Annotated in this window: 10 protein-coding genes; 2 read left to right on the plus strand and 8 right to left on the minus strand. The window is 41.2% G+C overall.

The annotated features are described in order from the left end of the window. Nucleotides 1–2: 2 nt before the first annotated feature. Genes D7Z94_RS15545 through D7Z94_RS15565 form a run of 5 tightly spaced genes read right to left on the minus strand, consistent with a single transcriptional unit; the run spans nucleotide 3 to nucleotide 4,456 of the window. On the minus strand, nucleotides 3–452 hold the full coding sequence (locus D7Z94_RS15545; protein ID WP_120712508.1) for a DMT family transporter: 450 nt from the start codon (nucleotides 450–452) through the stop codon (nucleotides 3–5). Nucleotides 453–507: 55 nt separating this feature from the next. Next, nucleotides 508–1,035: a YceI family protein gene (locus D7Z94_RS15550; RefSeq protein ID WP_120712509.1), complete on the minus strand. Its 528-nt coding sequence runs from the start codon at nucleotides 1,033–1,035 to the stop codon at nucleotides 508–510. Nucleotides 1,036–1,067: 32 nt separating this feature from the next. Next, the gene (locus D7Z94_RS15555) at nucleotides 1,068–2,861 is read right to left on the minus strand and encodes an amidohydrolase (protein WP_120712510.1); all 1,794 of its coding nucleotides are present in this window, start codon (nucleotides 2,859–2,861) and stop codon (nucleotides 1,068–1,070) included. Between the two features lie 60 nt (nucleotides 2,862–2,921). Further along, the gene (locus D7Z94_RS15560) at nucleotides 2,922–3,671 is read right to left on the minus strand and encodes a hydrolase (RefSeq protein ID WP_120712511.1); all 750 of its coding nucleotides are present in this window, start codon (nucleotides 3,669–3,671) and stop codon (nucleotides 2,922–2,924) included. 50 nt (nucleotides 3,672–3,721) lie between these two features. Continuing rightward, entirely contained in the window at nucleotides 3,722–4,456 is a 735-nt protein-coding gene (locus D7Z94_RS15565) for a pirin family protein (protein WP_245967251.1), read from the minus strand. A 312-nt stretch (nucleotides 4,457–4,768) separates the two neighbouring features. On the opposite strand from D7Z94_RS15565, the gene D7Z94_RS15570 reads away from it, so the two are divergent. Further along, a complete protein-coding gene (locus D7Z94_RS15570; RefSeq protein ID WP_120712513.1) occupies nucleotides 4,769–6,892 on the plus strand; it encodes a sigma-54 interaction domain-containing protein in 2,124 nt (707 codons plus the stop codon). Between the two features lie 149 nt (nucleotides 6,893–7,041). Here D7Z94_RS15570 and D7Z94_RS15575 read toward each other — a convergent pair whose 3' ends face one another. Genes D7Z94_RS15575 through D7Z94_RS15585 form a run of 3 tightly spaced genes read right to left on the minus strand, consistent with a single transcriptional unit; the run spans nucleotide 7,042 to nucleotide 10,386 of the window. Continuing rightward, the gene (locus D7Z94_RS15575) at nucleotides 7,042–8,553 is read right to left on the minus strand and encodes a BCCT family transporter (RefSeq protein ID WP_245967217.1); all 1,512 of its coding nucleotides are present in this window, start codon (nucleotides 8,551–8,553) and stop codon (nucleotides 7,042–7,044) included. Beyond that, nucleotides 8,537–9,964: an SDR family oxidoreductase gene (locus D7Z94_RS15580; protein WP_120712514.1), complete on the minus strand. Its 1,428-nt coding sequence runs from the start codon at nucleotides 9,962–9,964 to the stop codon at nucleotides 8,537–8,539. Before D7Z94_RS15580 ends, D7Z94_RS15575 begins: the two co-directional genes overlap by 17 nt. Beyond that, the gene (locus D7Z94_RS15585; RefSeq protein ID WP_120712515.1) at nucleotides 9,961–10,386 is read right to left on the minus strand and encodes a hypothetical protein; all 426 of its coding nucleotides are present in this window, start codon (nucleotides 10,384–10,386) and stop codon (nucleotides 9,961–9,963) included. The genes D7Z94_RS15580 and D7Z94_RS15585 overlap by 4 nt, the downstream gene beginning before the upstream one ends. A gap of 114 nt (nucleotides 10,387–10,500) precedes the next feature. Here D7Z94_RS15585 and argS point away from each other — a divergent pair, with 114 nt between their 5' ends. Then, complete coding sequence (gene argS, locus D7Z94_RS15590) at nucleotides 10,501–12,306, plus strand: arginine--tRNA ligase (RefSeq protein ID WP_120712516.1); 1,806 nt, start codon at nucleotides 10,501–10,503, stop codon at nucleotides 12,304–12,306. The last annotated feature ends 115 nt before the right edge of the window (nucleotides 12,307–12,421 follow it).

Raw genomic sequence — 12,421 nt, forward strand, 5'->3', positions numbered from 1 at the left:
TTCTAAAACCGTCGTATCAACAAAACACCTGCTACCAAAAATGCTACACCCAATAAACGCTGCCAGTTGATATGCTTTATGGGTAAACCGAGTATTCCATAATGATCCAATATCAAGGAGATGGTCATTTGCCCAGCTACTACTAAAATAAAGGTCAATGCCGTACCCAGTTTGGGTGCAAGAATAATAACAGCAGCTACGTAGAATGCCCCTAAAATTCCTGCCATCCAAACTACGGGTGAAACCGTTTTGGTCTGCGTAATGGAAGAAAAATCGAATTTGAGGATAAATAGGTAGATTAACAATCCGAGCGTTCCGATCAAAAATGAAGCGAAGGCTGCAAAGATGGGTTGATGTACAGACTTACCCAATTGTACATTCAATCCAGCCTGCACAGGCAAAACCGCTCCGGCTATTATTGCCAGAAGAATAAAAAAGAGTTGAGACTTCATCGAATTGAATTGATTAAAAAAGGCCGCCCCTTAAAAGACAGCCTTTACGTTGAATCTATACTTCTTTTACAAACTGTGCATCAATGGCTAGGTTCACTATATCAGCCACCACAATGCTACCCGCTTCGGTTACTGCGCTCCAAGTCAAGTTAAAATCCTTTCGGTTGATTTTTCCTCTCATTTCAAAACCTGCTTTTGTCTGTCCGTACGGGTCAACTGCTACCCCATTGAAGTCCACTTCTAGTGTTACTTCTTCGGTGACATCTCTTATGGTCAAATCGCCAACCAAGTTTTCGCCATCAAAGGATTTTGACTTAAAGGTCATCTCAGGATATTCACTTGCATTAAAAAAGTCATCGGACTTTAAGTGATCGTCGCGGTCGCCATTTTTAGTGTTGATGGAATCTATTTTTGCTGAAAAGCTGAAAGATGCATCACTAAATGAATCATCTGAAGTTTCTACTGATGCTCTGTAATCCTCAAAGTGTCCTTTAACGGTAGAAATCATCATATGCTTTACTTTAAAACCTACCTCTGAGTGTGTTTTATCAATATTCCATTTTGTTTTTACTGCTGTTTCCATGTTGAATGAATTTAATTTTTAATGTTTATAGTTTATTTTGATTGATAGCCACCAAAGTATTTTACTGGTGACCAGTTCGGTATGGGTTCTGGTATGGAAGGGCTCATTTCGCTATACTCTTCCGCACCGTATACCACATTACCCCCCACTATGGTAAGTACAGATTTTAAATCGTTGATTTGCTTTTCTGGCACCGTGAAGTAATCATTGGAAAGGATGGCAAAATCTGCATACATTCCATTTTCAAGTGTTCCCTTTACTGTTTCTTCATTAGATACCCAGGCACTCCCTTTTGTATATAAATTCAAAGCCTCTTCACGACTCAATTGATTCTCTTCCGAAGCCAATTGGAAGTCGCCAACCGTCTTGCCAGTAACCAACCAGTACAACGCTGGCCAGGGATTATAGCTCGCGACTCGGGTGCCATCGGTTCCTGCTCCTACTGGTAATCCCATCTCTATCATTTTCTTAACCGGTGGCGCTTCTTTTGCTTTTTCCGCTCCATAGCGTTCCACAAAATATTCGCCAGCATAAGCCATACGTGCCTGAATAGCGATGCCGCCATTAAGTGCTTTGATGCGTTCTAGATCTTTAACCTGCACAGTTTCAGCATGGTCAAATAACCATCTTTTTGAAGCAAGTTTACCGCCAGTTTCTTCATTCACTTCCTCAAAGACATCCAACATATTGGAAATGGTTTCGCCATAAGTAGCATGAATTCGAAAAGGCCAACCATTGTCAACGTGAAGTCTTACGATACGCTTTAAATCTTTGCGCCACGTAGGTCTGTCTCGGTTGAGCATCGGTTGTGGTGCCAAAAAGTTTTCAAAGTCTCCTGCGCTCCACGCTAAAAATTCACCGCCACCCTCCAATTCGTACCCGTGGTCTAAGTGAATTTCGCCGTTATGGCCGACTTCGTTATTGGCCATCCACTCCTGAAATTCCTCATATTCGGCTCCTTTGTTTTGTGGGAATAGGTAGTATGATAATCTGATAGGCATTTCACCAGCATCAGCCAAAGCCTTCGTCCCCGCATAGTCTTTGGGGAATTTATGACCACCTCCACCTGCATCGATACCACTGGTAATTCCAAAGCTGTTCAATTCACGATAGAATTGCTTGGTGCCATTTTCCATTTCAGCCTGAGTCAATGGTGGCAAACTGCCGATACGCGCATATAAAATTGATGGGTTGGGTTCTGCAATCAACACCCCAGTTAATTTTCCATCAGGCCCTTTCTCAAATCGAGCACCCTCCGGTGCTTTGGTATTTTCATCGATGCCCAAAGTATCCAGACCTGCTTGATTTAAGTATCCTTGGCTGTATAAGAAGAGTACATAAGTTGGTATATCTCCTGTAGCCTCGTTCAACTCATCCATGGTGAACAATCGCTTTTCTTCAAATTGAAAAGGACTCCAACCACCAATAACACGTACCCATTGCCCCTCGGGTGTTCTAGCGGCTTGTTCTTTCAACATTTCAAGTGCACGCTTCAAGGTTTTTACACCGTCCCAACGCACTTCGGCATTAAAAAAGCGCCCACCGCGTGTCAGATGCAGATGTGAGTCATTCAAACCCGGAATAAGAGTTCTGCCCCTTGCATCAATAACTTTTGTGCTATCGCCCACGAGCTTGGAAATTTCCTCGCCCGTTCCTGTAGCCATCACTTTGCCATTTTTTACGGCAATGGCCTCAGTAAGGGTCCTATTTTCATCCATAACAGCTACCTTAGCGTTTGTAACTACCAGGTCTGCGGAAACGATGTCCTTTTGTTGACAAGCAACTACTAGTAATAGAGGGCCAATAAATGAAAGTAGCTTTCTCATTTTTGTAAGAATTAAGGCCTCCTGGAGTTAAGGAGGCGATTGATTAAACTTCTTTGAAATTTAGTGGTCGCTCGGATTTTCCTTCATCCAGGTTTGCATTGTTTTGATGTAATCGATACCTAAGCCATAAGCACCACCATATCGTTTTGAAATTTTTACAACGTCTAAGTACTTGTCGCTACGCGCCCAATCTCTGTGGATTTCCAATAGATACTGCAGTGAGGTGATAGGTTTCACTCCAGCTTGAATCATCCGGGTAATGGCCATGTCGTGGGCCTCTTGCGAGGTGCCCCCCGACGCATCGGTTACCACATAAACATCATAACCATCTTCTAAGGCTGACAATGCTGCGCTAAGTGTACAAACCTCTGTCCAAAGACCTGCTATAACCAGTTTTTTCTTTCCTATATCGCCTACAGCTTTTACAACCCTTTTGTCTTCCCAAGAGTTCATCGTTGTGCGGTCTATGTACTCCTTTTCATCTGGAAAATATTCTCGAATTTCAGGAAATACCGGCCCGCTAAATGATTTTTCGGCTACCGTTGTGATTACCGTGGGTACTCCATAAAGAGTTGCTGTGGCAGAAAGCAATCCGGTATTGTTTCGCAATTCTTCTATGGGTTGAGATTCTACAGCAAACGCCATTTGGCTTTCGTGGTCAATCATTAGAAGGGTATGATTGGTTGGGTTCAACAACTCCTTTGAAGCGTTTTCAGGGTCATTGTTTGGATTTGGGTTGTACATATCCCATTGCGCAAATGCTACCATGCTTACGAATAGTGCTACGATTGATAAACTTAATTTTCTCATTGTTTCTAGATTTTTGTCAATGTTGACGGTTTTTATTATTCAGTTATTCATTAATTTTCATTCATTGGTACTTCCATAAGAAGTATTTCGGCATTACTGTCTGCTGTAATTTCAAGTGATGCGACATCCCATATGCCAAAGCCATCCCTCTTTTCAAGTTCTTGACCGTTTAAAGTGGCATCACCATTGATGATAAAGGCATACACGCCATTGTTTTCTGGGTCGTTGAGCTGATAATTGAGTGTTTTTCCTTTTTCCAAAGAAGTCATATTGAACCAAGCTTTTTGGTGAATCCATACTCCAGCATCATCTGGATTGGGTGAAAGCACTTGCTGTAACTGGTTCTTTCTGTCCTCTAGATTCAGGGTGATTTGGTCATATCTAGGAACCACTCCCTTTTTGTTCGGGAACACCCATATTTGAAGAAATTTTACAGGCTTGTCCTTGTTGGCGTTATACTCGCTGTGCATAATTCCCGTGCCGGCACTCATTACCTGTATATCGCCTTGCTTGATTACTGCAGCAGTACCCATGCTGTCTTTATGCTCTAGGTCACCTTCCAGTGGTATAGAAATAATCTCCATATCACGATGTGGATGTGTACCAAATCCTTGCGCTTCAGAAACGGTATCGTCATTAAGTACACGCAATACACCAAAGTGCATTCGGTCAGGATTGTAATAATTCGCAAAACTGAAGGTGTGCTTCGATTGAAGCCATCCGTGGTTTGCGCTTCCTCTACTATCTGCTTTGTGCAATACTGTTGTTGTGGTTTTTGTTTCCATAGTCTTGATGTGATTAAATCCTACATGTTTTACATTTTGTATTCGATTCGAAGAAGAACCCGTAGCGGCTTTCAGGTAGTCTCCTATGCCAAAAGCAGCTAAGATTCCTCCCCAAGAGATGTTTTGTATAAATTCTTTTCGCTTCATTTCATTTTTCTTTGCCTCTCTATAGGCTAGTTTTGTGCCATTTATATAGACTACTGATAACCAATATTTTATATTGAATTAGATGAAAAATCATTTTCTCATTTTTTAGAATTTTCTATTATTTGAGAAATTTTATACATATTTTAACACCCAAATTTTAGGGTTATGGGCAAAGAATTATCACAAGTTGAAATCAACCACTGGTTGCTTGAGAATCTTCCATATAAAATGATGTGGATGGATGAGGATGGGGCTATTATATATGGAAATAAAGAGTTCTGTAAGCGATTGGGCTACAGAAAATCAGAGGTAACAAAGCTTACCGTTTTCGATATCAATCCTGGGGCAACAAAAGAAAGCTGGAAAGAACATTGGGCAAGGGTAAAAAAAAATGGTGAGGACCATTTTAAATCTGTACACCAAACTAAAGATGGCAAATTTTATAATGTTGAAGTTTTTGCTCAATTTTTCTCAAATAATGGAAAAAATACTATTTGTGCTGTGGTCAGCGAAATCACAGAATCTAGTTTTTATAAAAATCTACTACATCACGCAGAGCGAATGACCAATGTGGGTGGGTGGAAACTAAACCTTCAGGATGGTTCTTTAATTGTGACCGAACAGGCACTTTGCATATTTGATGCTGAAAATAATGATGACCTGCTACCAGGCAATGTTATTCATCAATTTAAAGAGAGCGATGTTATTAAGAAACTTTTAAGTGAAGTAATGCGCAATGGTACTGCGTATGATGAAATACTGGAGCTCAAGAATGGAAGACATGTCAGGTGTGTTACCGAGGCCGAAACCAAAAAAAATAAAGTATATAAGATAATTGGCACGTATCAGGATGTAAGCGAATCTTATAAAAGGGCGAATAGATTACAGTTCTTTAAAGAGATTATTGACAATGCCGAGGATTTGATCTACCTGTACAATAGGGATGGAAAGCTTTTGCACTATAGCAATTCGGTTTCGAAAGAGTTGGGGTTTACCAAAAAACAACTTGATGGTTTTACCATTTATGATTTGGATGCCAGAATAGATCCGTCCTGGTGGCACAACCATTTTGATGAGCTAAAAGCAAAAGGTTCTTTAAGTTTAGATTGGGAAATTACCAGAAAAGACGGGACCGTGTTTCCGGCCAGTATTGTGGCCAATCATTTAGTCTATGAGGGTAACGATGTCAATTGCGCGGTCATTCGAAATGTAACCTCAATAAAAGAAAAAGAAAATCAATTACAAGAAGCGCTTAACGAACTTTCTGAATTAAAAAATGAGTTGGAAATTGATAATCAAAACTTACGTCAAGAAATTAGTGATACTATCAATTTTGAAAACATCATTTGCCAAAGCGATGCCTACAGACAAATATTGGAACAGGTTACGCAAGTGGCGGTGACCGATGCTACTGTTTTAATAACCGGCGAATCAGGTACGGGTAAAGAGCTTCTAGCTAGTGCCGTACATATGAGCAGTACTCGAAAGGATAATATTTTAATAAAAGTAAACTGTGCCACACTACCGAAAGAATTGATTGAAAGTGAACTATTCGGACATAAAAAAGGGGCATTTACGGGAGCCACAGCGGATAAACAAGGAAAGTTTAGTCTGGCGGATGATGGGACTATCTTTTTAGATGAAATTGGTGAAATACCTATCGATTTGCAATCTAAATTGTTGCGCGTTTTACAAGAGGGAGAATTTGACCAATTAGGAGCAACCACAACCACCAAAGTAGATGTAAGGGTCATAGCAGCTACCAACCGCAATTTACAGGAGATGGTTAAAAAAGGCACCTTTCGGGAAGACCTGTACTATAGGTTGAATGTATTTCCTATCGAGAACATTCCGTTACGTGCCCGAAAAGAAGACATTCCTTTATTGGCGCAGTTCTTTTTGGAAAAATATTCAGTCAAGGCAGGTAAATCCTTTAAGCGATTATCAAAGAAAACCATTGAGGCTTTGATGAACTATAGCTTTCCGGGAAATATTCGAGAATTAGAAAATCTAATTGAACGGGCAGTAATCATAGAAAATGGAACTACTCTAAAGCTTGGGAATTGGTTACCAACTTCTCAGGGCATTATTACTTCGGAGGATTTTAAAACATTGGATGATACGCAACGTGATTATATTGTAAAAGTACTCAACCATACCAATTGGCGCGTTAGTGGCCCGAAGGGTGCAGCTACTATTTTAGGAATGAAAGACAAAACACTTTTTGCCAGAATGAAAAAATTGGGCATCGAAAAACAAGTGGGCTTGAGGGATAATCAAGTGAAATAGGCATTAATCAATCGGTTCTAAAAAACGGCCAATTTAAAGAACCGGACTTTCCACCTTGTGTATATAGGCCGTAGTGTTCTATACATGGTCTTTTTTAGTAATTCGTTCAATTACCTTTTTACGGAACTCTTTCAGTATTTTATGGGCACCTAGCCTTTCCAGATTTCTTTTAGAAAAATACTGGTCATTACTACCATAAAAAGGGCGAAAGGCAAAGAGGTAATGATTAGAAGTTTTTGGACCGCAACCAGTACATCAATTTCTGGCTTGGCACTTCCCAAAAGAATCAGGGCCAAAGTAGCCAATAGAATAAAAATGGACCACAGCAGTCTATGACTTTTCCTAGGTGTTTTCTTTCCTCGATCCGTAAACATGCTGAGTACAAAAACAGCTGAATCCACCGAGGTCACCAAAAAGCTTATCAGGAGTAAAACGGTGGTCAAGTTGAGCAAGCCGGCCATAGGATAGTTTTCAAGAAACACAAAAATAGAGGAGAACACGTTGTCAAATTCGTTGGAATACGTTCCCCAACTTTCTATTAGCTGAAAGGCCGATGTGCCAAAAACTGAAAACCAGAAAAAAGTGCCCAAGGATGGGATAATCAAAACACCCAATAGCAGTTGACGCAATGTCCTTCCCTTGGAAATCCGTGCGATAAAGATGCCCGTAAAAGGAGCCCAGGCCAACCAAAAAGCCCAATAGTAAAAGGTCCAATCCGTTAGGAATGTGATACCCGGATTATATTTGCCCCAAGCAAGGCTCATCGGTATAAAATCCAGTATATACTGTAACGAAGCTTTTCCCAACGAACTTAAAATGTCCCCCACATTGCTGGTAAGGAATACAAAGAACAAGAGCATCAATGTAATGATAATGTTGAATTTTGAGATAACCTTGATTCCTCTATCCACCCCTTGCCAAGCAGAATAAAAGGCAATCATGGAAATCAATACGGCAAGGAGCAGCGTTGTACCCAAACCAAAACTATATGTAAATAAATGATTCAGTCCTCCATTGATCTGGGCCGTTCCCAGCCCGATAGCCGCAATCAGACCAAAAACCGTAGTAAGGATAGTCATGACATCTATACCCTTTCTTGCCACTGTATTGCGAATGGTATCTTCTATGGTGGAACTGACCAAGACCTTTTTTTTCCGGACAAATAAGGCGTACCCAACGACCATGGCAAAGAGGCCGTAAAAGGCCCACGCCGTAAATCCCCATTGATAAAACGTAAATTCCAGCGCCAAGATTTCAGGTTGCAATTCGGAAGGATAAGGCGGATTTTGAAACATAAATACAGGTTCCTGAACAGCGCGCAACAAAATTCCTGCGCCCATACCCGCACTATATAACATGGCCGTCCATGCCCAAAGGGAATGTTCCGGCTTTTGATTTTCTTTACCGAGTTTTATCCTTCCCAAAGGAGAGATGGCTACTATTACTAGTAGGAGCACACAACCTAAACCCAAATACAGATAAAAATAACCGAAGTAATTCCGAACCCATATCGAAGCGGATTCTATGGCATCATAACTGGCGTCCGTCGCAAAAAAAACAATAATAGAAAAAAGGAATAGTACTCCTAGGGAAACAGAAAGTAAAGAGTTCTTTTTTAAAAGTTCTAGTAGCTCGATTACAATACTATTTAGCTTTGGCAATATTTCGTATCATTCCTCCAAAGATAAAATAATGGAAAGGAAGTATACTATACCAGTACAATCTACCCCGTACTCCTTTAGGTCTAAAGGTAGCAGTTTGGTGTAAAATGTTATGCTCGTCTATTTTAAACTCTAGCCAAGCTTCCCCAGGTAATCGCATTTCCGCAAAAAGCAATAACCTTTTCGCCTCCTTGTCAGCCAGGAGTACCCTCCAAAAATCCAGGGAATCCCCGGGATAAATTTTATCTGGATGGGTACGTCCCCTTCGCAGTCCAACACCTCCGTTGACCTTATCCAAAAATCCGCGTATCTTCCAAAGCCAATTGCCGTAATACCATCCCGTTTCTCCGCCAATTTTCCAGATGTTCTGTAGTACTCTTTCCTTATCTTTTATCTCGAGTTTTTTTTCATCCTTCAGAACCCCATACTTTGGGACTTGGATGTATTTTTCAAGATTTTTCTTGAAACGACCACTGATCAGACTGTCTTTCCAACTACTGACTACGAGATTCTGTTCAATTTTTTTAAAGGCCATATCTATGGCCTCTTCATAGGTATGCGTCTGTATTCCCAACAGGTCCTGCAAGCGGCTGTCCTTGGCTACTACTTCCATTTTCATACTGTCAACAAGGTTCATGGCCAACTTATAGGAAGTAGAGGTTACAAAGTAGAGCCAGTAGGAGGATAGTTTGGGGGTCATTACGGGTACGGTAAAGATCCAATTTTTAAAACCTCGGACTTTAGCATATCGTTGGAGCATTTCCTTATAAGTGAGTATATCAGGTCCACCAATATCAAAGGATGCGTCATAGGTGTTCGTATTCCCGATCACTTCCGTTAGAAACTTGATTATGTCACGTATGGCAATGGGCTGCGTTTTGGTCAACACCCATTTTGGGGTTATCATAAAGGGTAACTTTTCACATAAATCGCGGATAATCTCAAAGGAAGAACTACCAGAACCCACAATAATTCCGGCCCTAAGAACGGTAAGGTTAAACTTTCCGCCGTATAGAATGTCCTCCACATTTTTACGGGAACTTAAGTGTTTGGACAGTTGGGTGTCATTTACAATGCCGCTTAAATAAACCACCTGTTGCACGTGGGTTCCTGCCATATACGTATTGAAGGTTTTGGCGGATAGGGCTTCCTTCTCATCAAAATCCACGGTAGAAGAGCTCATGGAATGGATAAGGTAATACGCCACATCAATATCCTTGGGGAGCAAACCCTCTTGAAATTCCTTGAGAAAATCAATTTCTACAATCTCTACAAGTGCCTTGGTTTCGGCATCGATGGACAAACGATTTTCGTCACGGACGGCACAGACCACCTCATGCCCCAAATCCAATAATTGGGGAAGCAATCGCATACCTATATATCCATTGGCACCTGTAAGCAGGATTTTCATAAATCCTCTATTGAAGTAGGCATATTATCGGCCTTATAATCCAAAATCTTTTTGAAAAACTTCTGTACCGCTTTGGTATCCGCCTGCACCTTAATGAAATGATGGTCCCTGTAAATGGAATATTTGGCCAGGTCGCCCTTATAAAGGGTCAATTTATAGTATGGTATGATCAGGGCAAAGGTTTCGAGCAAAGAACGAAATCGAACGATAATGCCTTTGGGCCGCATTTCAATATTGCATTGGTCCCGATTGTTATCCAAAACAAGTAGGTTGCGAATTTCAACGCTGGTTTCCGTGATGAACAGTCTTGGGGAACCAATTCCGCCCATCGCCCAACGTTCCTTTAATGTGAAAGGTTTACCGACTTCCGAATCTATTTTTTCAGTGATTTTTTTATCGTTATATGATACGTTCAATAGCATATCCCTTCTTTTTCTGCAGCTCTATAAAGTTACTGAAAACCGTACTTAAATGGACCAATTCACCGCTAAAAGCCCAAAAAAATGTAGTTTTGCAGCCTCATAACCCAAGTTTTGATGGATATACAAAGCATTTTAAAGGCCAAGGTAAAGGAAGCCGTAAAATCCATTTTTGATATTGAGCTGCCTTCCGTGGAATTTCAGCCTACCCGAAAGGATTTTGAGGGCGATATTACCGTGGTTGTTTTTCCCATGTTACGCCATATAAAGGGAAACCCTGAGCAAATTGGAAAGCAAATCGGGACATTTTTGGAAGAGCAAGTGAAGGAGGTCTCGGGTTTTAATGTAATCAAAGGATTTTTGAATTTGATTATCGACGATGCTTTTTATCTCCACTTTTTTGATTCTATTTATGAAACGGAAAACTACGGTTATGCGGTTAACGGGGATACCGATGCGATTATGGTGGAATACTCTTCTCCCAATACCAACAAACCCTTGCACTTAGGGCATATCCGAAACAATTTACTGGGCTACTCCGTGGCGGAAATTTTGAAGGCCTCCGGTAAAAAGGTATACAAGACCCAGATTATTAATGACCGGGGCATCCATATCTGTAAAAGCATGTTGGCCTGGCAACGCTTTGGTAATGGGGAGACACCGGAAACTACCGGTTTGAAGGGCGATCAACTAGTGGGGAAGTATTATGTGGCCTTCGATAAGGCATACAAGGCCGAAATTGGCGAATTGACGGCTCGGGGAATTGAAAAGGACAAGGCTGAAAAAGAGGCACCTATTTTATTGGAAGCCCAAGAAATGCTTCGCAAATGGGAGGCCGGGGATGATGCGGTGGTTGATCTTTGGACCACTATGAATGGCTGGGTCTATAGCGGTTTTGAGGAAACCTACAAAAATCTTGGGGTAGATTTTGATAAACTCTATTATGAAAGCGATACTTATTTGTTGGGGAAGGATGTGGTAGAAGACGGACTTAGAAAAGGAGTTTTTTATAAAAAGGATGATGGTAGTGTTTGGATCGATCTTACCGATGAGGGCCTTGACGAAAAAATTGTTTTACGATCTGATGGTACGGCCGTCTATATGACCCAGGACATCGGTACGGCCATACAACGGGTAAAGGATTATCCGGATATTAATGGGATGGTATATACTGTTGGCAATGAGCAGGACTACCATTTTAAGGTGCTCTTCCTGATTTTAAAAAAACTGGGATTTTCCTGGGCCAAAAACTTATATCATCTTAGCTATGGAATGGTAGACCTTCCCAGTGGAAAAATGAAGAGTAGGGAGGGGACAGTAGTAGATGCCGATGAGCTGATGGAAGATATGACGCAAACTGCGGCCCAACTATCGGAAGAACTAGGAAAACTGGAGGGTTATTCGGATGCCGAAAAACAGGACCTGTACCGCATCATAGGGCTTGGGGCATTAAAGTACTATATTCTAAAGGTAGACCCAAAAAAACGTATTCTTTTTGACCCACAGGAATCGGTGGATTTTCAGGGGAATACAGGACCTTTTATCCAGTATACCTATGCGCGGATACAGTCCATACTGCGTAAGGCCGATTCAAATCAGGGTATCACTCCGAGTGCCCACCTAAATGACTTTGTCGGGCAGGCAGTCGAAGAGTTGCATCCCAAGGAAAAAGAATTGATCAAACTGATTCAACTATTCCCAGAAGTAATTGATCTCGCAGCGGAAAACTACAGCCCTGCCCTTATTGCCAATTATGTGTACTATTTGGTCAAGGAATTCAATTCGTTCTATCAACAGGTCTCCATTCTCGGGGAGGCTGATGAAAACAAAAAAATACTTAGGGTACGTTTGTCCAAAAAAGTAGGGGAGGTCATCCAATCGGCATTCCAGCTATTGGGCATACAAGTACCAGATCGGATGTAGGTCAATAGAGCCAAAGCAGTATTAAGGGTGGACCTGCCAGTTTTTTGAAACCTGGCAGGTCTTAAGGTCGGTTAGTTTTCTTTTGCCCGGAGTATTTTAAAATTGACTTCCAAAA

The sequence above is a fragment of the Ulvibacterium marinum genome, assembly GCF_003626755.1.
GTDB classification, from domain to species: domain Bacteria; phylum Bacteroidota; class Bacteroidia; order Flavobacteriales; family Flavobacteriaceae; genus Ulvibacterium; species Ulvibacterium marinum.